This window comes from Vibrio sp. 1580 (assembly GCF_033340055.1).
In genome coordinates this window covers 275,038-299,190 of sequence record NZ_JAWOVT010000008.1, presented here as the reverse complement: position 1 = coordinate 299,190, position 24,153 = coordinate 275,038, and the positions used below count along the sequence as shown (strand labels likewise).

The following is a 24,153-nucleotide window of genomic DNA, read 5'->3' as shown; positions in this document are numbered from 1 at the left end:
CTTTAAAATACAAAACGCCCGATGAAGTACATCGAGCGTTTTAGTTAAAAAGTGTCAACCCATATCAGGACGGGTCAGGACTTTTTGTGATATTTATCAAAATAATTGCCTTTATTGATAAGTTACTCGAATTAATGAATCGTCTTAATACAAGGCTGAATAACTATAATAACTAGGCCAATGTTGCTTTTAGGTGTGTATGACGTGATTGTGATGGTCGCTCGGCAGGTGCTGTGGTGAATGTGTCGCGTTGAAAATCTTTTTAAATATTATATATTTACGCTCGTTTCTATACTCTGAGTATAGTGTTCTGCATGAGGTCGATGGGTAATACCTCACCTCTTTAACTCGCGATGAAGCAAATTTAATCCTAGCAAGCTTCAGAGCAGTTACTTTTGTGAGTGCGTAATGCGCTCACCTTTTTATTTAAACTTCCTCAGTAACAGTCAATTTGTTGTTTGTTGCTGAGGAGGGCACCTCATAAACTTCTGAATTTCCTCGTGCTTACCTGAAGCGCACGTTACTACGATTTTTGTTAACTTCAGTCCATAAATTAAATTTTTTTAGATAGTAAGATTTTACCATTTTGACAGAGTGGGTGATGTTACTGGCTTTTATTGTGGTCAAATCGCATGTTTTGATAGCAAAAATCACCATTTTTTTGGTGTTTTTGATTTCTGGCGATTTTTCTATCTCGTTGAAAATAAATGGCTAAGTAAGTAGGATACGCAGACCAAATCGTACTTGTAAGCCTTATCAGCTTAATTGTCACCGCAGCCATATTTACGATGTTGGTTGTGGAGAATTCAAATGCATTTAGTTTGCAAATTTATACCTAGCTCGAAGCTATCCTCCAACGAGCTATCTTATGTTCTTACACCGGACGAGTGTATAGGACAGCTTTCGCGTTTGCGAAATTCAGATGACATCCTTAGAAACCTCCCTAAAGAATTGGCGCAAAAGATTTCCATCTCTGCCAAAAAAACGACCAGCGCATTGCTAGCTGCTATAAGAATCGAATTGGGAAAAGGCAATTGGGTGTCATTATCTACCGTTGCTCGTCGGTCGCCATTGACGGACTCTCAGCTGCAAAGCTTCCCTAGACTTAAATCACTCGTTGACTCTGTATCTGCTTCGAATGAAAGCAAAGCTTTTAAAGCAGGATACAAGCAGGTTACCGACGATGTTGCTTTAGTTCGTAGTTACACGCATGTCCCCTCTGAGCCAAGTCCAGATCAAAAAATCGTTGTCGAGTTTGCAGGGCAGTGGTCTAGCAACGCGGCATGTTTGATGTTGGGAAAAACCGAAGCTCAAAAAGAAAAAGTTACTGTAGGCAAGGCTGATACCGAAAACAAACACCGCAGCCTCGCGACATTTAAAGATCTCGAAGCTGAGGGAAAAACGCTCTATATCAAAATCCCTTGCACTGATCAGCCTCAGCCAATTTTGCTTAAACTCGCCGAAGACCTGCAACCCGTTGATAAAGAAACTCAAATGGATGAGTGGGATAACGTGTTGGTGCCTGTGGTTCCGCTGCACTTCCCTAGTAGCGATAAATCAGATGAAGCTGCAGAAGTGTTTAAATCAGGCTACGTGTATGTTGTTTGGAACAATAAAATTTGGCGCGAAGTGGCAATTACGGAAAATGGTTACTTTTCAGATACGGACATTAATAGTGTTCGTGAAGGCTCTAGACCCAAAAGGCACGCCGATATCTATATGACCAATCCTGAAACAGGCGGTGTTTTCGCTTATGAGCCTTTCCAAATCGTGCAGAACGGCAAGGTGGTAAGTGAAGGCTCTTTGAATGGCTCTGGAGAGGCTCGAGTGTTCAACTTAGTTGAGGAAGAAGTTGAGATAGTCATGACAGGCTATGAACCACAAATCAAAGAAAAGATTGAAACAAATTTGAGCCCTATTAATGCTTCTAGCCCAGTGGAGCGGAGCGCGCAAGGTTACCCTCTCCCGCATATATGGCTTCCTTACAAGATTAAAGGTGAGCCTCAAGAAGTATATTTGGCTTATAACAGTAAACGATTGAGCGAGAGTGAACTATCTGAACTAGAAAGTGATCCCGGAACTAAAGCCATAAAAGTCACTGATCTTAACCATTATAGCAGTGAGAAAAGCTTTAAAATTGGAGACGGTTCTGTTCGCCTGCTCTCAGTATTACCAAGTGCTGCGACCTCAAAACCTGAAAAATACGCAATGTTACGAAGCCAGGTAAATAAAAATGTAGCGGTCGTGTATTTACTTAAATCTGTCGAGATAGTTTTCGAATATCCGGGTTATACGACGCTGGACGAGTCAGATGATTACTTTGAGTTAAGGCAAAGCGATGGTGATTGGTCGCAGCGAGTGTGCTTGCGCCAATGTATAAAAAAAGAGAATGGTTCTAGGTTGATTCGTTTTACTGGTTGGCCTGCAGAGGTTAAAGAAGTGGATCTTCTCCGTGGTTATCAGGGCAATAGTCATCACGGAAGAGATAATAAAACGGTCATTTTTGCTCAAACACCCATTGCGGATTTACTGGCTTATAAGAAAAAAGATCAGACAAGTTAACAAAACAACTTATTCGGGTTGCGTTGTCACACCATTAAACGCGATCGAGAAAGATAACGAAGAGAATATAAGATGAATCTACGTCATACATTATGCTTGATTACTTTAGCGGTCTTATCTGGCTGTAATCAAGAATCGGCCAAGGAACCTGAACAACACGCGCCAAAACCTCAGACGGTTCAAGACCGAATCGCAGAAAAAAATGCTCAACAGTGGGAAGATGGTCGTGTTTATATCACAGAAAACAATTACGTTATTTATGACAAAGAGACGGGTAAACCTAAACACTTTATTTTTAAAGCTAAAGAATGGCCACGTGAAGATCTCACCAATGAAGGCTCTTATGATTTACCACGTGTAGTGTTTCGTTGGGATAACGCCCGAAATGAAGCGAAAGACCACTATGATCAAAGGGATAAAGTGTGGAGTATCAAAACGGATGGGACGGACTTACGTCTGGTCGCAGATGAGTTTGTTGGCAAAGTTCGTCTAATGCGTGTCTCTCCAAATAATCGCTACTTGGCTTTGGCCTATTCGGCCTCAGAAGGGATGTTTAAAGTAATTAAAGATCTTAAGACGGGTGAGTATATTGAACTAGGTCGTTCACGTGGCTACCCAGAGTTTCTATGGGCAGAAGACAGCAGCTATCTTTACTACGTAGACAAGTTTAAAGACTGGAAGTACACCTTAGCGACAGGCGACAAACAGCAAGTAGACACAGAGTTTAATGAGTATTCCGTGATTCAAAAAGGAAAAAGATACGTACTAAACGACTTTGGCGTTGCAGTTTATGATGAGGCAAAAGACGAATTTCTCTTTAGCACGGGAATTAATCCTGATGAACAAAATCTGGGTGATTATAAGTTTAACAAACGTAGTATTAGTCCAGACGGTAAGTACGCTTGGGGTGAAAGTAGGAAGTTTCGTTATCTAATTGATATCGAGCAGGATTCATTTCAACAAGAAGAAATTGTACCGCGAGCGGTAGGTAAACTGCGCTATTTTGAAATTTTGAGTAAAGATGCGAATTATGCTCGGGATGGAGCGGCGCGGGCCATCCTCAGTAAACTAAAAGAAAATAAAGAATTTGGTTCTTATTTAAAATGGGAGCAAATAGGGACGGGCCATAGTGCCAGTAACTCTTCTCTTTACAACGCCTTTGCCAACAATGGTGATTTTGTTAAAGGGGATGAACTGTGAGCACTCATGATACCAGTAACGCGATACCTTTGTGTGCAAATTACTATTTGTTTGGTGTTTATTATGAGGGGGAATTTAACTCTCAAACTAAAACAACTGAATTCCCATCTTGGCATTCAGAGGAAAGCTTGGTAAGAAAACAAATCGCTAATATTCGCCCTTTAGCGAAAGTGCCGATGCTTAACGTCACTGATAGCGATAGCCCTAAGCTTTGGGCTACCGACCATAAATTTAAGTTATGTTCACTGGGTAACGGAAAGCCCGATCAATATGGGGCTTTTGAGGTCCTGACACCAGAGCACACAATTCATGCGTTAGGTAGGGATCTACCCAAAGAGGGTGAGCAGACCTTCACTTTCCGCTTTCCGCCCTTGCCTTTAATAGCTTCACTTTCTGAGTTAAACCCCAAAGAGTTAGCTACAAAAGTTGCAGAGTTGAGTAGCCAGTTGGAAAACAGCGAAGCAAAACTCACCTTGACAGAGGTCAGCATTGAACAATTGGCTAAGCCTTACGAACCAGCTGCGAACGGGGGGCTCAGCGAAGAACAGGCAGAATATAATAAGTGGTATGAAGATGTAAGTGAATCGGGAGAGACACTAAAAGGCTTCGTTTTACCTGTTGTGGCGAGTTGCGCGGTGGTTTTTTCTGATCAAGGCTATGAAAGTGCGACGGTTACTTTGCAAAAGTTTGACTCAACCAAAGAAGGTGGGGAATACAAAACGATAGGCTCTTCAGTACAAGCGGCATTACCTGAAGATGAGCTTTCAGAAGAAAATGCTAAGCAATATCCATGCGCGATGTTTCACGTTGATCCTGCTGATTTTAAAGAAGGCTTATACAGTATCCGTGTCGAATTTATTCCAAGCCAGATGAAAAATGGTGTTCCACAGTTCATTAAAGACGCTCATATTCAGCAATTTTCTGAAGGCTTAGATACAGTCTATACTTACGAGCTACGTGAACAGATTACCTTTTCTTCAAGCACTCCGTTAGGGAAATTTGCCATTGTCAGTGGCGATATGATCTCCCTTGAGGAATCCTTGATTTATCAATACCCTCAGTACTTTGGAAATATGAAACATTACCTTCACGGTAATGTACAAGGTGTAACAGCCAATACGCCAGCTTCAAGGAGTATTGCGTTACTCAAGAATATCCGAGATGTGTCTGCTCAGCTAGGAGCAGGGCTGCTGAGCGGTAGCTTGCAAGACACTTTAGACCGTGATGGCCGCCAAGCGGTGTTTAATAACGTCTCGAAACTGTATTGGGATGCAGTTAAGTCCGAGATGCCGCCTGCGATGAAAGCGGCGGGCGAATTGTATTACGGTATTTACAGTACGAAAGAAGCGCTTGATAAGTTGCAGGAACTCCACACTCCAACTATCGCGGGTGTTGGTTGGAAGGCGCTATTTCACGATAAGGTTTTTAACACCAATGAAGCTCGGTCAAGCGCACTTGCACTTTCTTTAGAATCACGTCTGGGTAACCGACGTGTGGTTGCCGGGCGAGTTGCGGAAGCTTGGCTTTCTGGTGGTAAAACCGTTGGTTTTAATGGCTTCGGAACGGGATTGACAGCACTTAGTTTGTATAAAAAAGCTAAACAGCTGGTTAATCAAAATAAAAAGGTTGATAAAGCAGAGCAAGGAACAGAAGAAGTTACAAAAGACTACCTTGCTCAAATTCCAGTTTGGAAGACAGCTAACCATATCCAGGAAGAAAAACTAGAACAGGCTTTAAAAGATGCGCGTGATCAATCTGGCAATCAGATTGACGCCATTCTCGTAAATAGCTCTAGAGGCGCAGGAATAAAAATAGAATTTGCCTTTAACTCGCGTGAAAAAGAGTTAAAGGAGCATACACCTATATTTAAACAGCTTGCTGCTTCTCTTGCCAACGTTTTAGAGAATGAGCCAAACCTTAGAGTAGAGATAGAAGGGCATGCTTGCCAAGTCGGTACCGAGAAAGCAAATATGCAGGTCTCGGCAGAGCGCGCAGAATATGCGAAAAAACTGCTCATGAAGGAGTTCCCTGTTTTTGAAGGTCGTGTTTCGGTAGCCGCTTTTGGTGAAAGTAAACCTGTCTATGTTCCCAAACAAGGTGAAAAAGTCGACCGCAACAACCCTAATCTAAGACAAAACCGTCGGGTTGTAATCCGTATTTACCTGCAATCCCTGAACATATTCTTTCATCCCAGTCGCTATGGCTCGCATGCAATGGAACGCTCTAGGCTTGCTCTAGAAGCTGAGATGGTTGCGCAAGATAAAGCAGAAGTCGCACTGCGAATGGCGATTTTTGACAGTGTCGTTGACGTCGCTTCCTATATTCCTGCTATAGCTCCTGCGGCAAGAGGGTTTATGCTTGCCATAGAGGGGTCAAAGACAGCAATATCTGCGGTGAAAGTGATTGATAGTTTAATGTTGGACTCCTTCCTAGAAGAGTTAAAGCAAAGCCATGAGGTTGTCAGTGAGCTTGAAAGGCTGGCAAAAATACATATCGAGTTACTTAACGATTTGCGACGCAGTAAGGTAGATGTAGGTATTGAATGTAGGTCTTATCAGGAACTCATTACTCACCTTGAGAGCGAAGAAGTTCGTAAGGAGGTGTTAAAACGCTACCAACTACGAGCGCTTGCTATTAATGGCTTAGTGTTATTACTCGCTGACCTAGGATCTCAAACCAAACGGAATTCTAATATCTCGTTTAGGTTTTTGGTTGAGCGTTACAAGGTGAAGGAATACATTGAGAACTACATTTTGAGCGATGATTGGTCTGTACATACGATCAAAGGAAACACCTTAGCGGCTAACTGGAAGAACCGTTGTGATAACGAGTACTACACCGAATTATCGACAAAGATGCCACAAGGTGCGCAGCATTGGCCTGCTCCAATAACAACTAATAGCAAAGTTTCTCATCTCTCTATAACCGAAAACAGGGATAGCTTTAAAGCGTCAGGTGCATTTAATCAAATCTTCCCGATACAAACCATGTTGTTTGAACACCCAAATGAAACGATGTTTGATAACTTTACCGAGTCATTTAACCCGCAGGGAAGTGAGTTAAAGAAAGATGAAATCGGCTATTGTCGAATACTTGTTCAGTCAGCTCGTTATACTGAAAGTGATGAACCAGAATGGATGTCATATGATAGTTGGATTCAGCAATCTAGCAACAGTCGCCTAGGTCCATACGATAAAGTGAAAGTGCAGTTGATACTTAAAAAAGAACACAAGTATGCGAAGCCAGTTACGATTGGCTACGATCGCGTTGACGGGCTCGAAAATATTAAAGGCCCAGCTTTCAGTGACTGGATGCTGCCAATGAAGGTTAGTGACTTCAAAACTGATCCTGATGGGCGAATAAGTGCTTTTTACAAGCAACAGGGGATTGATGACGGCGCTACGTTGATTGCTATTGAGCATATTCCCTCATTCCGCTTCGGTGATGTGATGATCGACGGTATGAAACCAATGACCTCTAAAGCAAAGCTAATGTTCTCTGATGCAATGTTCAGTATGGCAGTTTCCGGAGCAGCGATATCGGGTCAGCCAAGCGACTATTTTGCAGAAGCGGATTCCTTTAAGCGCTATGTAAAAGGCGGAGGCTTCCAAAATATGCGTTACTGCTTGGGAATTAGAACGAATCAAGGGCAACATAGTTTTTACTTACCACAAGAGTACAGTCTGGGGCAGAAGTTTGATGATGCTGAAGATGAGTTGCAGATTGGCGCTTTAAGTACAGAAACTAGACTGGTTTTGCTTGATACCTACTTGGGAGAGCAGCAACTGCGTCTACGTGAACAGGACCTTATGGTAGAGAGCTTTACCTTAATGGCAGGTGAGGGAGACAAAAATACCATCCCTATACTTCATGGCATTAAACAGCAATTGGTGGCTATAGACACCAAAGCGTCTGGTTTGAACTTTTTCAGTGAAAGAAAGTGGTACCAATCGGCTGATAATATCTGGCGTGATGGTTTCTCATGGGGAAACAAAAAGAAAGACGATCCTGCCAGTATTTATGTACTGATTTTGGGTGAAAGTCATGAAAAAGCACTTTATGAACGTTTGGGTATGCCGTGGGAAGCAGTGAATATGTGCATTCAACTGGCGCTCGACGGAAATGATGGCAAGCCAGTTAAAGGTCCTCTTTACTTCACCGATATGTATCATATTGGTGAGTTTGCCTATAAAAACGAAGAATGGATGTTTACTGAATCTATTTCCGAAAACCATCGAGAACAAGTTGATGCCATGAGTGAGTTTATAGGTGAAGCTGTAGGTAGTCTCACTAAAGAGAATGAACTATCTAAGAGCAAAAACTATACGATGTACTGCATGAGGTTTAACTTGGAATATGTTGCACCAACGGGAGTTAGGTTAAAAGGTCTAAGACCGTTTGGTGGTGTAATTGGTGGTAAAGCGAACTTGGAGCTTTCGGTTGCTCATCTAAAACAAGTCGGATTAAATGGAGCTGATGACTATGATATTGGTCGTGATGCTGTAATTTCTATTCCTTCTTTAAATGCGGATAGTGCTTTGGCTGGTAATTTCTTTAGTGATATGCCTTGGTTAATTGAGAAAGAGTCGACAGAGGAAGGCGTAGACAAGTCTGCGGCTGAAACTTGGAAGCAGTATAACGAATCTCAACGCAAGAAATGGTTGAAAGATTGGATTGAGAAACAACCTGCGGTAACTCAAGCACCCAAGCCCTTGGAAAAGTCACTTGATAACCCTTCCTAGGTGCAAAAAAACCGCCTTCGGGCGGTTTTCTTTTCTTATCACTTCATACTGAATTTAGAAGTTTATTTTTAACCCCCATCAACCAGCTGCAGAAATGTCGTATTTCTTCATCTTGTGGTTGAGTGTGCTCATTGGCAGCGCCAATTGCTCAGCGGCCTTCTTGGTGTGCCAATTACACGCATTTAAGCAATCGATGATCACTGTGCGCTCGTATTGGCTGACAACATCCTTAAGGCTCTTTGAAGCATCTTCTAAATCCGCTTGTGCTGGCTGCTCATAAGCAGGTTGTTCTGGAGTAGGTGAGGCTGCTTTCACTTCGACAGTTGGTACATCTTCTGGGATTTGTTCACCAAACTCGATATGAGTGATGGTTTCAAAATCGGACAGTAGTACCGAGCGCTCGATGATGTTTTTAAGCTCACGCACGTTCCCTGGGTATTGGTAGGCAAGCAGCTGTTTACGTACATTGGCACTTAACCCTGGCGCTTGCGGCAAACCTAGCGTGTTGGTTGTGTGTTGCACGAAATGTTCAGCAAGGGGAATAATGTCCGACTTACGGGCTCTCAGGGGCGGCAATGTAATAGGGAAGACATTTAAGCGATAGAACAAGTCGGCACGGAATCCGCCATCTTTGATTTGCTGCATAAGATTACAGTGGGTTGCAGCGATAACGCGCACGTCCACTTCAATCTCTTTGCTGGTACCGATAGGGCGAACTTTACGCTCTTGCAGTACACGCAGTAACTTCGCTTGTAGTAGCATTGGCATATCGCCAATTTCATCTAGGAAAAGCGTGCCGCCGTTGGCTGCTTCAAACAAACCGACTTTGTCTTTGTCCGCGCCCGTGAATGAACCTTTCTTATGCCCAAACAGTTCAGACTCTAACAACTGTTCGGGAATTGCCGCACAGTTTTGTACGATCAAAGGCTGTTCTGAACGGTTAGAGTTTTCGTGAATGTATTTCGCGATCACCTCTTTACCTGCGCCCGTTTCACCACGCAACAGAACGTCGACAGGAAGAGATAGCACCTTATCAAGACGATTCAAGACATTGAGCATTTCTTCGCTCTCTGCAATAGGACCTTGATAGGCTTTCTGAGTACGTTTTTTGAGCTGAGTGTTCTCGCGCACTAGGGCTTGATTGTCGGCATTGAGATTTTTAATCACTTGCCCATATTGCTCTAACCAAACGGCTTGACGAATGTTACTCGCTGCCATTCGACAAAACTCAGTCAAGGCTGCCTCGTTGTCAATGACATTCAAATCGAGTAAGACTAACAGCCCAATGGTTTTGCTTTCGCTATCAATCAAAGGCCAAGCCAGTAAGTTCTCGCTTTTTAGTCCCAATGTCTGCTCTGTTTGATAAATGCTTTCACAGTCGTAGCCGTTGTATTTGTATAACTCGTTAATCAACACCACTTCACCATTACGAATCGCAAAGTTAAATGGGTCGTTCTCACTGGCTGAGTCTAACTGTAATGCTTCCCAAGGGTGGGAAACGATAGTTTTATCGTTATGGTGAGCGGTACTTGGAATCAACGCCTGCCCAGTCTGGTCCAAAACGTAAATGATGCCGTGCTTTGCGAGGGTCATTTGTCTCGCAGCGGTCAACACGGCATCCAAGGTTTGGGTAAGCTGGCTGCGATCAGCCAAAGACTGACTGATCGCAAGTAGGGCGTTACTAAGTTCGCTATGGTTAGCTGAACGCATAGGTTAGTGTTCCTTGCTCATCGACAGACACTTCGATTTGCGTATGTGAATCATCCTTGTCATGCACTAATAGCTGAGTCGATAGTTGCGGCAGCAACTGACGGTTGATGACCGCGTCGATGTTACGCGCGCCTGTTTCAGCAAGGCGGCAGTTACCTAGTACGAACTCAACCAAGCTTTCTTCGTAGCTTAGCGACAACTTGTGATGGCTCTGTAGACGCTGAGAAACTTTATTCAGCTTGTGGTGAATAATTTCTGTCATTGCTTCATCAGACAGCGGAACAAATGGTAGTACTGACATACGTGCCAACAGCGCTGGTTTGAAATGTTGGTTCAATGTAGGACGAATAGCTTCTGCGATGATGTTCGCATCGATGTCTTTTGATTGATGAACCAAAGATTCAATCTCGTGCGTTGCAAGGTTACTGGTCATGATGATCAGCGTGTTCTTGAAATCGATGGTTCGGCCTTCGCCGTCGTTCAATGTACCTTTGTCGAACACTTGGTAGAACAGGTTCAACACTTCAGGATCGGCTTTTTCCACTTCATCAAGAAGAACAACAGAATATGGACGTTGACGAACCGCTTCTGTCAGCATGCCGCCTTCACCGTAACCTACGTAACCCGGAGGTGAACCGATTAGGCGAGATACCGTGTGCTTCTCTTGGAACTCAGACATGTTAATGGTCGTCATAAAGCGCTCACCACCAAACATTTGATCAGCAATCGCACGAGCCGTTTCGGTTTTACCCACACCACTTGGGCCAACCAGCAGGAATACGCCTGTTGGTGCGTCTGGGTTGCCTAAGCCTGCTTTTGCGGTTTGAATGCCTTCAGACAGTGCATCGATAGCGTATTCTTGGCCTTTGATGCTTTGTGTTAGGCTTTCTTTCAGTTTTAGCGTGGTTTCTGCTTCGTCTTGAAGCATCTTACCCATTGGAATACCAGTCCAGTCCGAGATCACATGGCTGACTTCATCTGGGCCCACTTCAAAGTGAACCAGTGGGTTGCCATTGCGGATTACATCTAGCTGTTCTTGGCAGGCCGAAATTGCAATGCGAACGGCTTCTTCATCCATTTCTGCATATGGAGAAACGTCTTGCTCTTGTTCTGAATCTTCGTCTGCAACAAGCTCTTCTTCATTTGTTTCGCCAAAGACCAGTTCATGTAAGCGAGAGCGTAGAGCAATCATCTCTTGGATCTGCTCTTTTTCTTTGTGCCATTGCGCTTCTTGTTCTGCTAGCTCTTCTTTCGTTGTTTCCATTGCCAGTTTTAGGTCTGGAATGTTAGCAAGGCTGTGCTTGTCGCCAGTTTGCTGCAGAGCATCACGCTCAAGTGCTTCAAGCTCGCGCTGTTGAGCTGCAAGTTCTTGTTGCAGTGTTTCTACAGACGCCGGAATGGCATTTAGGCTGATGTTCACACGCGCGCATGCTGTATCTAGAACATCAATGGCTTTATCTGGCAGTTGACGACCAGAGATGTAACGAGCAGAAAGGGCTGCCGCAGCAGTGATAGCATCGTCACGCACGTAAACGTTATGTGATTTTTCATAAGCAGGGCGCAGACCACGAATGATCAATGCTGCTTGTTCAGGAGATGGTTCGTCGAGTTTCACCAATTGGAAACGACGTGCAAGGGCAGGATCTTTCTCGAAGTACTTCTTGTATTCCGACCATGTTGTCGCAGCGATGGTTTTCACTTCACCACGCGCTAGGGCTGGTTTTAGCAAGTTTGCCGCGTCGCTGCCGCCTGCTTGGTTACCACCGCCAACAAGGGTGTGTGCTTCATCGATGAATAGAATGATTGGAGTTGGTGAGTTTTTCACTTCATCCAATACTGCGTTTAGGCGTTTTTCGAATTCGCCTTTTACGCTTGCACCAGCTTGCAGAAGACCCATGTCCAGGCCGTAAAGCTCAACACCTTTGAGGTTGTCTGGTACGTCACCTTGTACAATCTTAAGTGCCAAGCCTTCTACTACTGCGGTTTTACCAACGCCCGGTTCACCAACAGCAATAGGGTTGTTTTTACGGCGACGAGCAAGAATGTCCACGATTTGGCGGATTTCTTGGTCACGGCAGAAAACAGGATCGATTTCGCCTTTGCGTGCTTTACCAGTGAAGTCTGTCGTGAACTTGCTCAGTGCTGAGCCATCCTCACGAGCTTGTGTTTTCTCTGAATTAGCAACTTGCGCCTCAATAGAGTGGCTTGTTAGTTCTGCAAAGTTACGCTTAAGGCTGTCAGGATTTACCGCCTCAAGGATAGAGGCGTAACCATGTTGGCCGTAACGGAGAGGATTGCTAACAAGAGTAAGGAGTAGGGCGCCAGAGCGGATTTGTGTTTCGGATAGATCTAAAGAAGAAACCAGCCAGCTTTCTTGCAACCATTCGATTAATAAAGCAGAAAAAACAGGTTTGCTGCCATTTCCTTTGGCGTTGGTGTCGAGTGTGGATCGAACCGATTGTCTTAATAAGTTCTCAGAACAATCAAAATGACTTAATAAGACGTCAAAATCACTATTTGGCCTTTCTAATAGACTCAGTAAATAATGCTCAATTTGAACTTCGTTTGCTTTTTCAGAGACTGCAAGTGCAGCGGCGTCTTCTAATGCTACTTTTGCAATCGGGTGTAGACGCTGAATTAATGAAGAAAGGTTTATATTTATCATAGCCATTTTATTCTTTAGAGGAAAAGAGGTAGCGGCTATTATACTAAAAGTGATTGCGTTCTTTTTTTATCAAGATGTTTTGACTATCGTTTGTTGGTTATTTTTAATGATTATTGTGACATTAATGTTTGTGGTTATTTCAATGGCGTTGTTATTCTAAATTAAATGATAGTAAAAGTGTCGGATTTATTAGTTTTAATGACTTTATTTACACAGTTTTATATGGTTATTTTCACTTTTTAAAGTTAGAACAATTTATTATTATCTTAATCCAACTTTTTGGTTTTTTATCCAATAAATTGTACTCAAGATATTAGTGAATAATGTCTTGATTTGTGTAAGTTGTTGTTTTTATTGTGTTTTTAAAGTTGGCACGGACTTTGATTATACCAAATAGTCGCGGTGATAAGCGATTTGGTGATTTAAACAAAACAGATTTTAGAAAAGGAAATAGCGATGCCAACTCCAGCATATATGTCTATCCAAGGTGAGACTCAAGGCCATATTACTAAAGATACTTACTCTGCAGATTCAGTAGGTAACACATGGCAAGAAGCTCACGTTGATGAGTTCCTAGTACAAGAGCTTGATCACGTGCTAACAGTTCCACGTGATCCACAAAGTGGTCAGCCAACTGGTCAACGTGTACACCGTCCACTTGTTGTAACTAAAGTTCAAGATCGCTCATCTCCACTACTATTCAACGCACTAGTATCTGGCGAAAAACTTCCTGAGTGTGTGATCCGCTTCTACCGTACTTCAGTTCAAGGTAAACAAGAGCATTACTACTCAATCAAATTGATTGATGCGCTACTTGTCGATATCCAAACTCGTATGAACCACTGTCAAGACGCAGCAACAGCTGACCGCGTGACAGAAGAAGTGCTTAAGTTCACTTACCGTGCGATCGAAGTAACTCACGAAAACTGTGGTACTGCGGGTAACGACGACTGGCGTGCTCCACGCGAAGCTTAATTGCTCGTCGCGTAAAGATTCAGGGCCAACGATTGTTGGCCCTAATTCGATTATTTGTATCAGGTAAAAGATATGGTGAATGACGTAGAATTTAAATTTGAAGTGCCTGGATGTGGGCATGAATTTCGGGTTGAGAGCTTTCATGTTCATGAAGAGTTATCTAAGCCTTTCCACATCAATCTCTCATTACTTTCACTTGATCCAGATATCTCGTTCGATGAGTTAATACGTAAAGCAGGAACATTGACACTTTACGGACAAGGTGTTGGGGCTGCGCGTGTGTTCAACGGCGTGGTGAATGAAGTTCGTTACTTAGGGACTGGACGTCGTTTTTCTCGTTATCAATTAGTCTTGGTTCCTCAAGCTTGGTTCTTATCTCAGCGCCAAGATTGTCGTATTTTCCAGCAAAAGTCAGCGCAAGACATCATCACAGAAGTACTCGATGATGGGGCAGTCACCGATTACCGATTTGAAGTGTCGGGTACTTATCCTCCAAAAGAATACGTTCTGCAATACCGTGAGTCTGACTTGCACTTCGTGCAGCGTATGATGGCTGAACACGGTATGTGGTATTACTTTGACCATAGCGATTCAAATCATACGATGGTCATTGTCGACAGTAATGACGCGATTGCACCTTTGATAAGCTCGCCACTAAATGCTTCTTACATTGGGCCGATTGTTTATCATGCCGATGGTGGCGGTGTTGCCGATCGCGAACATATCTCTGATCTCGAGTTAGTTAACCGCGTTAGAACGGGACAGGTTACGTACACAGATTACAACTACGAACACCCTAAAATTCCACAAGAGATGACACAGGCTGGCGAGCTAGACCAAGATCTCAAGCAGTTTGATTATCCTGGACGATACGTTGACCCGCTGATGGGTCAGGTGAGAACCACGGAGTGGATGTCGGAACACATAGTCGATAATCAACAAGTGGAAGCAACGAGTGACGTAATGCGCTTAGCATCTGGTTACAGCTTTAACGTCAGTGACCACCCGCGTTCTGAGATTAACCGCGATTACCTTATGTTGTCTGTAATGCACACAGGTCAAGATCCGCAAGTGCATGAAGATGAAGCGAGTGGTATGCCAACCACTTACTACAACCAGTTCTCATGTATTCCACGTGATGTGGCATTTAAAGCGCCTAAACTAGCAGCACCAGTGGTTGATGGCCCGCAAACGGCGGTTGTTGTAGGACCGGAAGGTGAAGAGATTTACACCGACAAGCTTGGTCGAGTGAAAGTACAGTTCCATTGGGATCGCTACGGTGATAACAACGAGCATTCAAGCTGTTGGATTCGTGTAAGCCAATCCATGGCGGCGCCAACATGGGGCGCAGTTTATTTGCCGCGTATTGGCCACGAAGTCGTAGTAACTTTCCTTGAGGGGGATCCAGATCGTCCGTTAGTTACGGGCGCAGTTTACAACGGTTTGCATTTCCCACCTTACTCTTTGCCAGAAAACAAAACTCGTACCACGTTCCGCACGCAAACGCACAAAGGAACAGGTTACAACGAGTTGAGTTTTGAAGACGAAGCGAACCAAGAAGAAGTCTATATTCACGCTCAAAAAGACATGTCGACCAAGGTACTCAACAACCGTTACCGTGATATCGGTCAAGATGAATTCTTGAAGGTTGCACGTCACCAAACGAATGAAGTTCATGGTGACCATAAAGAAACCATTCATGGACATAAAACGACACAAGTAAACAGTACGTTTACCGAGACAGTCGAGCAAGACGTTACCGTCACATACAACGCGAACGAAGCCCAGTATGTGAAAAACAATTCTGACTTAGAAATTGGTGATAACCGTACGACTAAGATCGGTAAAAATGATGACTTAGATATTGGCGAAAACAGTAACCTTACTATCGGTGCGTCTAAGAGTTCAGATATTGGTGCGGATGATAACCAGACGGTTGGTGGCAACTTAACGGTATCAGTGAAAGGGAACACCGCTTATAAAGCTGATGGTGCAACGCAAATTATCAGTGGCGACAAGATTGTATTGAAAACGGGTGGTTCCTCTTTAGTGATGAACAGTGATGGTTCAATAAAGTTATCAGGCTCGGCTATTACGATCGAAGGCAGTGACAAAGTCGTCGTGAAAGGTGGCAACGTAGTGGTTAACTAACAATGGAAAAACAACCTCTTACAACAGAAGTAATATCAGAGCAGCAAGCCGAATCAACGGCTTGCTTTTCGCGTTTTGGAAGAATAGTGGCTATCAATGAGTCTACGGGCAGTGTGCGAGTTGATTTTGATGGTAACCCATTTAAGCAGCCACTCACTGCGAGACTGGGACGTGGCTTTCGTCGTTCTGAGCTGCAAATGGCTATCGATAATCGATTAAGTTGTCGAGTTGAATTTTTGAACGACGACTTAAGCTTGCCTCTTGTGACGGACATTTTCTTCTCCATTCTGGATGACTCTGACGAGTTTGTATTGCGAGCGAAGAAGATGGTTATCGAGACAGAACAAGAGTTGGTAGTCAAAAGTGGTGAGACAGAAACTCGCTATAGCGGGCGCGATGGACGAATTACCACTAAAGCGAAGTACGTCACCTCTCAAGCAGAAAAAGCACAAAAAATTCAAGGCGGAACGATCGCAATTAACTAATTACCTAGCATTAGCTAATTTACGTCGAGTTAGCTAATTACTTTGTATTAACTAATTGCAATCGCGTTATGGCACGCTAATAACGGATAACTAGATGCGACAAAGAATCGGTGTCGAGCACCTAAAGGCACCCATAACCAATCAAGAAGTCGAAGGCGCGTTAGCAAGAGCTGAGCGTGCTGTGAACGACCTTTCCCAATTGCCAGTAACATGGCTGGATTTCTGTAATGAAAAGCTGTCCATTGCTTCTGAAAGTATCGGTTTTTTAATCAGGCAGCGAGTTCAAATTCACAAAAGGGGTTATCCAAGTCGTGAGTTAGCGTATCTCAAGCTGATTGAACGCCAAATTGAAGAACTGAAGCAGGTGTACTTGTCGTTTTATCGATTAGCGCCGGGGTTGATTCATCAATTAAGAGACCAGGAGCCAGAAATCTACAGCTGGCTGATGCTACAGGGCGAGTTGGGCTCAGAGTTGGATAACCTTTTGTGCGGATTGAGTTTACTCGAAGATATTGACACTAAAACTGCAATGGTCGTTGCCGTGCAATCTCCGGTTGAATCTATGGATAGCACGCTTTCGGAGCTTATTGAGGGTAATGCGACATCCAGTGCGTTTTACTTTGAATGCTTACGTGTACGTCAAACACTAAGCGTTTCTCTCATCAAGCGCTGGCACAAAGCCAGCATCATTAGCTCTCAAGTTGCTTTGCCACTGCTCGCTTTACAAAACGTAAAAGAGGGGATTGATTGGCTTAATGACAATGCAGGCAGCGAACAATATCTATTTGAACGTTTGATTACCAAACGTGACAGAGGCACTTGGTTCCGTCAGAGCTTTGGCATCGAACCAAATGGATTACCATCAGCGCAAGTGCTCACTTACGCCAAGTTGCTTGAGTTAAAAGAGTTTGAGGCGTTTGATATCTCTTCTTCATTAGCACCTGTTGATTTTGCGCTGGGTGGTGATTGGAAGCTGGTACCCCAAATCATCGAGCACTTGGAAAGTCTGGAGGAAGCTGAGGGTGAAATTTGGCTTCAAGCTTTGTATGTCGTCTACGGAAAACTTCTTCCTCTGACTCCGCAAGATGTTGGTGTCGAATATGAATGGGAAGAGATCGTCGATCTGCTCAATGAGTGGGTGGAAGATGAAAAATATATCCAAAATCTACCAAGCCGCTTGGGTTACGCATTGAGCTTCGAGTCTACGTTAGCTGCGATGCAAGATTCTAACGTTGATGTGCTGTTCCGCGACTGGCTATGGCGCCAAATCTGCATTCAATCCAGAGCCTACGTGCCTTGGGATATGGCGATGCCGATACATCAGCAAGACTGGAACTTCAACAATTTAAAGGCCGCACCTTCTGCGAGCGAACGATTCAACTTAAGGAATAGCAATGCAGTTATGGGATATTGAAGCGCACCCTGAGCTATCACTTAAAGGTCGTTTTCAACGTGACGAAAACGGCGATGAAGTGTGGGTTGTCGTTGCCAAACGCACATGGCAATTCGATGGTGTGGTTTGGCACGAATTAGGTGAAAGTGAAATCTTCGATGATCCCCAATATTTGGGCGAAGAAGGCTTCTCTGCGATGAAAGTTGACCACGAGTTCGCGTATACCAAAGACAATACAGATGTACTTGTTTACGGTAAAGCGCGCAGTTACGCGAAAAAGCCAGTGACATACCAAGAGTGTCGCGTGTTGATTGATGGTCATATCGATAAGACTCTCGCTATTCACGGGGAACGCGTATGGGTTGAGCATGCTGGTAGTATCACGCTGAGCAATCCAGTTCCATTTATTGAAAAAGACATTGATTACACTTGCGCGGTAGGCGGTGATTTACGTAACCGAATAGGCGGTGGGGTTGCCGACTCCAACAAAGAATTGCTTGAACAGAAAGTACCCTCGATTTTTTATCCCCGAGAGGACTGGAGTGCCGCCGCGAAAAAGCTACGCGTTGCGGGGTTCGGGCCTGTGCCTCCGTTCTTTGAGTCGCGCCAGAAGCTGGCCGGCACGTTCGATGACGATTGGATTGAGAATCGCAAGCCAATGTTGCCACTCGATTTTGATAAGCGGTTCTTCCAAAGCGCGCCTATTGATCAACAGTGCAAAGGCTTCCTTCGTGGGGGGGAGCGTTTGATGATGAGTGGCTTTTGTCATGATGACACGCTTTCATTTCGAATTCCTAAAGAAAAATACCGTGCGATCGCGACGTTCAAAGATCAAAGTTATCAAGCTGATATGGCGATGTACACCTTATTCGTTGATGCGGAAAAGAAAACTATATCAATCAGTTACACCGCTGCGTTTCCTTGTCAGGGCAAGGAGCATTTGTTGGTGTCGACATCCATCACTAAGTTGGAAGAGGTAAGCGATCATGCATAATTCAACAGGCCGTTACGTGCTAGGGATGGAAGTGATGACGCCAACCGGTATGAATTTAGATATTGCTAGTGCAGTTTCGTATGCTGATTTAGGAAGATTCGACCAATGTGTAGGGGATGATGGTATCGAGCGTTTTACTTACGCCAAAATCGAATACACCAAAGAAAGTGAGCAGTTTGAAAAAACGTGTGAGTTAATCACCCACTTGCTTGATTCATTATTAGCACAGTTACCACGTTCATTGAGACCAATACCTTTGCTTATAGCGGTGCCTGCGTCTGTTTCATTAGTAAAGGTGCAAGAATGGCTTGGTGAAAGTAACTATGCTGAATTTCTCTCTGTGGTGAATGCTGTTCATGCCAGTGGGCCCAGTTTCGTTCTCCAGGCCATGAAATCATTGGATAAATATGATGCTATGATGTGTATCAGTGTCGATTCCTTGGTGAGTTCGATGCAAACACTCATCGACGATGCGATGGTAATGAGTACCAATAATCCATGGGGCGTTATTCCGAGCGAGGGTGGGGCGGGTTTAATTCTTTGTCGAAAAAACACCGTAGAAACATTGAAACTTAAGCCTCAAGCGCAGCTTGGCTACATTGATACGGAATTAAACACTTCAGACCGAAGAGGCATGTTTCGACTTGTTCAACGTGCGAGTAAAAAGCTCGATTCATTTGGTGAAGTGTATTCCGATATGACGAACCTGCGCATGCATTCGGAAGATTACGGCTTTGCTCTGGGGGCGAAAGCAGAACGATTCACGAACCCAGAACAACCGCAGCTTATCAATGAGTTGTGGGGCACAATGGGCAGTTGTTCTTCTCTCGCTTTAATTGCCTTTGCGGTCAGAGAGCACCACTTTAAGCAACCAACTACATTGTTAATGTTCGATTTTCATGGTGACAAAGGAGTTCTCCAATTACTGCAATGTTAGTGGGCACTCATCGATCAAATGGCAATGAAAATATACTCATATTATTAGGTTGAAGTTTGTAACACGAAAAAGCGTATAACTCATGCAGTGAAAGCGTAAGTAAAAAGGTCTAATAAGTTAGTAATAATAACTAAAATAATAGGCTTACTGTTTGTTTTAAATACCAACCTTGATACAAGTACGTTCAAGAAAATATTATTCAACTCTAATAATATTTATTCTATGAAAGAGTACTAAGTGTCTAATAATCAGAGTACAGCCAAAGGATATATCGATCAGTTGGTTGTTAAAGCTATTGAGAAAAAGAAACTGAATGAGCAAAGGCTAGCAGAAAAAAATAAGCCGAAGCTTGAGTACGTGCTTTTTTCACAGTTTGATGTATTAGACAAGCTTCCTTCTAAAAATGGTAAGACAACGGTTTACCATCTTGTAAAAAAAGGGCAGCCAGAGAAGCAAATCTGTTGCAAAGTTATCAATGATGACTCGCCAGAATTTGCGAGCAAAATGTTGATTAACGAAGCGAGCAGGCTGGAGCTTTCTCAACACCCTAGCGTTGCTAACTTTGTAAAAATCGGCAACGAATTCGAACGCCCATATTTGATGTACGAGTGGATCCAAGGTGAATCACTGGCAGAAAAAATGGAGCGTCATTCTTCTAAAGGCTTCCGCCACGACCACATCGCTTGGTTGGTGTATCAACTCGCTGGCGCTCTAGAGTTTATGCATACAAGAGGTATCTGCCATCTAGATATTAAACCATCTAACGTATTAGTGAGTGAAGGCGATTACGTTAAGCTCATTGATTTCGGCGCTGCTCGTTACATTGGAGAGACAGAACCTTACGCAGAAGCAAGCTTGAGCTACGCTTCCCCTCTTTATATAGAAACTGGCATCGCGGAACCGCAAGATGATGTTTACTCTCTCGCTTTGCTCGCTGGACATCTATTTTTAGGCTCAATATTTGGTGATGCTTGGAATAAGCAGTTAAAAGACCGAAAGCGTCCGGCTTTGATCCCGGCTCATATTTGGAAATTGCTGAAAGAAGTCATTAACAAACCAAGAGGGCATGGCTATACCGCTATTTCTTTTGCTCAACAGTTAGCGCGAATCGATACGCAATCAATTAGCTCAAATTCTAACGCACCAATTTTCAGTAGCTTGCGTAACGCGGACTTGCTGCTTACACACTGTAAGCCAAATGATAAAACGGCGTATGGTCGCTTTAAAATATTAGAGGTGAGCTTAGTGTTGAGTGTGCTGGCAACAGCAGGAAGTTATTTGTATCAACAGAATAAAGATCAATTGGATGCCATTTTTTCCCGAGGTGTCACTACTGTAACTCACGTTATTACGCCCTCTGAAACGGCTTCTTTTTTGGCTCAGCCTCCATGGAAAATCAAAGAAGAATTGTCTCAAGCTACTCAGAGTATTGATATGACAGTAGCTTATCGAACAGCATATCAAGCTCAGCAGTTAAGCCTCTCGAATTTATATGAAGAAAAACAGGCTCAGTTAACGTCGTATCAATCGTTAGCGGATGGCTTACCAATGGCATTAGTCGAATTACGTAAGGAGCTTGTCACCTTGCGAGAAACCCTTGTTCGTGACGGTGCTCTGTTTCCATATGCGGATGAGGCGTTGACTAAAGTGATGTCTGGGTTAAATGTCGCGTCTATCGATTCCATGAAAGTATCTGCCATAGCTGGCAGTCGAGATAAGCAGATTGCTCGCTTAATTTTAGATGGTGAAGCTAAGCTCGCAGAAAATGAAATGAAAGAGGCATGGTTGTTAAACCAGTCACAAGCCTATTTCTACAACCAAATCTTACCAAAGGCTGTGATGGAAAATATTAATGACTCCATCGATAAACATGCAGAGGCGCACTTTTACACCAAAGCAATTGAAGAAGCCGAATTAGCCAAAGCCTACTTCGGTAATACGCCAGAACTAGACAAAAAAATAAAGGATTTAATCGTCGCAAGAAGCGAATTTATTTTGTTTAGCACCGTGATGGAGCAATCCGTTTACGACAAACAAAAGCTACATGAATCCCTTGCCGATTTAGAACGGAATGCACCAAGTAAATTTACAGAAATCACGAAAATTCTAGATAGCATGGCGTCAGATGCGATTGAGCAGAGCCATCGATTATCTAAGCCAGCAAATGGCGCAATTGCGGTAGCGCGTGCGTTGAGAGATTACTTGACTGAAGGAGACGTGAATTTTGTCCAACATTGATATCGATCGTCTGCTTAATCCTATTTCTGATGAATCTCCAGTGGGAAACGATGCCCGTTACGAGTTTTGCTACGAAATGATGGAGTCCGAAGTGAAGAAATTCGGTTCCTTGTTTGGCGAAACAGTAGATTGGAGCGTGGTAAAAACGCACGCGACTGAAGTTCTAGAGCACCACAGTAAAGACTTAAAAGCCATTTGTTACCTCGTTCGCGCGCTAACAGAAGAGTTTGGTCTGCAAGGCTTTGAACAAGGTCTAAAGCTGCTTAGTGAGGCGTTAAGTCGCTTTGGCGTTGAATTGTATCCTTCGCGAAAGCGGGGTCGAGATGGCGCGGTCGAATGGTTGAACCATCAGTTTAAACTGGTCAGCAGCAAGTTAGCGGAAAGCGCTCAGTCATGGGATTTGGTATCAAACTGCATTTCGACTATTGAAGAAGTGCAGCGCCAGTACGACGAGGTTTACCAAGACTCAGAAGCGGATTTCTTTGAGATTCGCACTCAACTCAATGTTTTATCTCAACAAGCGGCGGCTGATGAGCAGAGCGATGATGCAGTCGTTAACGTTGAACAAGCGGCGCCTGCACCAGCTACGCAGTCTGCTGCCGAAGAAACGCCAGCGCAGAATGAAGTGCAAACCGCACCGGTAAAGGCGGTTCCGCCGGCCCCTAAACCTGCGCCAGTTAAGAAAGCGGTAGCAAAAGAAGTCGATGTCGATACGGACTTCTCTTCGCCTACGGCTTCTAAGCGCACCTTGAAGAAGGTTGCGGAAGTCATGCTTCATGCGAACCCAAGTGATCCGCTGGCTTACCGGATTTATCGTCATCTGACTTGGGATGACATTGATGGTCTACCCGACCACCAAAATAATCAAACGCCTTTGAGCTTGGCAGTGTCGTCCGATCAACAAGCGGAATACCGAGATAAAGCTGAACAAGAAAGCGACATCGACACCATTAAGCGTTTGGAGCGCACATTAACGGATGCGCCGTTTTGGCTGACGGGCCATTACTTCGTGTATTCGATGCTTAATAACTTGGGCTTTGATGATGCAGCGCTTGCTGTGAAACAAGAAGTGACGCGTTTTGTTGAATCGCTAGAGGGCATCGAGCACCTCTCATTTAAGAATTCTATACCATTTGCAGATGAAGCGACCTTGAGCTGGTTATCGACTCAAGATACTACTTCTTCGACTTCTCAACCCGTTGTTCAAACGGTTGTGATTTCGCAGGAAGACTCGCTGCCAATGGAGGATATCACTCTAGAAAATCTAGGGGAATGTGCCGCAGAGCTTGCCCACAAACTTGAGCTGGATAGCTCGGGACGAGGGCAGTTCATGCTGTATTTACAATTGATAGCAGCTTACCAGTCTGTTGGATTATACCCGTTGTGTTTGCCGTATCTTGAGAAGGGGTGGGAAGTACAAAAAGCGTTTAATCTCGCGAGCTGGGAACCCCACTTATCGTCACAGTTAGAAGACCTAATTCGAAAAACACTCCATCGGTTATTTGGAAGCAAGGATCTTCTACCTGAGAAGTATGAAGAGTGGAAAGCAATTTACGACTAATTAAAGAGTTAGATAAGGAACGAATTATGTCACGTGACGGCTCGGTGGCTCCTAAAGAGCGAATTAATATCCGTTATGTTCCAGCAACTGGCGATACGCAAGAAGACGTAGAGCTGCCGCTAAGCATGATGGTAGTTGGCGACTTTACTGCGCGTACAGATGAGACACCAATTGAAGAACGTACTCCAATTAACATCGACAAAGACAACTTTAACGAAGTGCTAGAGGGCATGTCTCCAAACGTTAAAGTCAACGTTGAAAACCGTCTTTCTGATGAAGAAGGCGGCCAGATTGGTGTTGATCTGACGTTCCAAAACATGAAGGACTTCTCACCTGAAGCGATCGCGAAAAGTGTACCTGAACTAAACAGCCTACTTGAGCTTCGCGAAGCCTTGGTTGCACTTAAAGGTCCTCTAGGAAATGTTCCTGCGTTCCGTAAGAAGATCGCATCGGTTCTTCAAGATGAAGAAGCGAGAAAGAAACTGTTGGATGAACTAAGCATTGGCAACGACCAAGACGCGAAAGAAGAGTAAGGGATAT

General features: G+C 43.9%; 14 protein-coding genes. 12 read left to right on the top strand and 2 right to left on the bottom strand.

What is annotated here, in order from left to right; translation table 11 throughout:
* The first annotated feature begins 810 nt into the window (after positions 1 to 810).
* The 3 genes from R7093_RS15225 (at position 811) to R7093_RS15215 (ending at position 8,504) form a co-directional block, all read left to right on the top strand.
* Positions 811 to 2,562 (top strand): hypothetical protein, encoded by a 1,752-nt coding sequence (locus tag R7093_RS15225; RefSeq protein WP_047101261.1) that lies wholly within the window; start codon positions 811 to 813, stop codon positions 2,560 to 2,562.
* A 72-nt stretch (positions 2,563 to 2,634) separates the two neighbouring features.
* On the top strand, positions 2,635 to 3,762 hold the full coding sequence (locus R7093_RS15220; RefSeq protein ID WP_047101262.1) for a hypothetical protein: 1,128 nt from the start codon (positions 2,635 to 2,637) through the stop codon (positions 3,760 to 3,762).
* A complete protein-coding gene (locus R7093_RS15215; RefSeq protein WP_047101263.1) occupies positions 3,759 to 8,504 on the top strand; it encodes an OmpA family protein in 4,746 nt (1,581 codons plus the stop codon). The genes R7093_RS15220 and R7093_RS15215 overlap by 4 nt, the downstream gene beginning before the upstream one ends.
* 78 nt (positions 8,505 to 8,582) lie before the next feature.
* Here the strand turns inward: R7093_RS15215 and R7093_RS15210 are convergent, their stop codons facing one another.
* Positions 8,583 to 10,214, bottom strand: coding sequence for a sigma-54-dependent Fis family transcriptional regulator (locus tag R7093_RS15210; protein WP_047101265.1), 1,632 nt, complete (start codon positions 10,212 to 10,214; stop codon positions 8,583 to 8,585).
* A complete protein-coding gene (gene tssH / locus R7093_RS15205) occupies positions 10,201 to 12,879 on the bottom strand; it encodes a type VI secretion system ATPase TssH (RefSeq protein ID WP_021035954.1) in 2,679 nt (892 codons plus the stop codon). Before tssH ends, R7093_RS15210 begins: the two co-directional genes overlap by 14 nt.
* A 456-nt stretch (positions 12,880 to 13,335) precedes the next feature.
* On the opposite strand from tssH, the gene R7093_RS15200 reads away from it, so the two are divergent.
* From R7093_RS15200 to tssB, 9 genes are all read left to right on the top strand, one after another.
* Positions 13,336 to 13,854 carry an Hcp family type VI secretion system effector gene (locus R7093_RS15200; RefSeq protein WP_005373415.1) on the top strand — a complete coding sequence of 173 codons (519 nt, stop codon included), beginning with the start codon at positions 13,336 to 13,338 and terminating at the stop codon, positions 13,852 to 13,854.
* A gap of 72 nt (positions 13,855 to 13,926) precedes the next feature.
* Positions 13,927 to 16,005, top strand: coding sequence for a type VI secretion system tip protein VgrG (gene tssI / locus R7093_RS15195; protein ID WP_047101268.1), 2,079 nt, complete (start codon positions 13,927 to 13,929; stop codon positions 16,003 to 16,005).
* Positions 16,006 to 16,007: 2 nt separating this feature from the next.
* Positions 16,008 to 16,490, top strand: a complete 483-nt coding sequence (locus R7093_RS15190; RefSeq protein ID WP_025767908.1) for a hypothetical protein — start codon at positions 16,008 to 16,010, stop codon at positions 16,488 to 16,490.
* A 94-nt stretch (positions 16,491 to 16,584) separates the two neighbouring features.
* Positions 16,585 to 17,904: a hypothetical protein gene (locus R7093_RS15185; protein WP_047101269.1), complete on the top strand. Its 1,320-nt coding sequence runs from the start codon at positions 16,585 to 16,587 to the stop codon at positions 17,902 to 17,904.
* Positions 17,885 to 18,877 (top strand): DUF2169 domain-containing protein, encoded by a 993-nt coding sequence (locus tag R7093_RS15180; RefSeq protein WP_047101271.1) that lies wholly within the window; start codon positions 17,885 to 17,887, stop codon positions 18,875 to 18,877. The genes R7093_RS15185 and R7093_RS15180 overlap by 20 nt, the downstream gene beginning before the upstream one ends.
* Positions 18,870 to 19,814 (top strand): hypothetical protein, encoded by a 945-nt coding sequence (locus R7093_RS15175; protein WP_033906406.1) that lies wholly within the window; start codon positions 18,870 to 18,872, stop codon positions 19,812 to 19,814. The genes R7093_RS15180 and R7093_RS15175 overlap by 8 nt, the downstream gene beginning before the upstream one ends.
* 237 nt (positions 19,815 to 20,051) lie before the next feature.
* Positions 20,052 to 22,052 carry a serine/threonine protein kinase gene (locus R7093_RS15170; protein WP_318146723.1) on the top strand — a complete coding sequence of 667 codons (2,001 nt, stop codon included), beginning with the start codon at positions 20,052 to 20,054 and terminating at the stop codon, positions 22,050 to 22,052.
* Positions 22,039 to 23,613, top strand: a complete 1,575-nt coding sequence (tssA, locus tag R7093_RS15165; RefSeq protein ID WP_033906408.1) for a type VI secretion system protein TssA — start codon at positions 22,039 to 22,041, stop codon at positions 23,611 to 23,613. Before R7093_RS15170 ends, tssA begins: the two co-directional genes overlap by 14 nt.
* A gap of 26 nt (positions 23,614 to 23,639) precedes the next feature.
* A complete protein-coding gene (gene tssB, locus R7093_RS15160; protein ID WP_047101275.1) occupies positions 23,640 to 24,146 on the top strand; it encodes a type VI secretion system contractile sheath small subunit in 507 nt (168 codons plus the stop codon).
* The last annotated feature ends 7 nt before the right edge of the window (positions 24,147 to 24,153 follow it).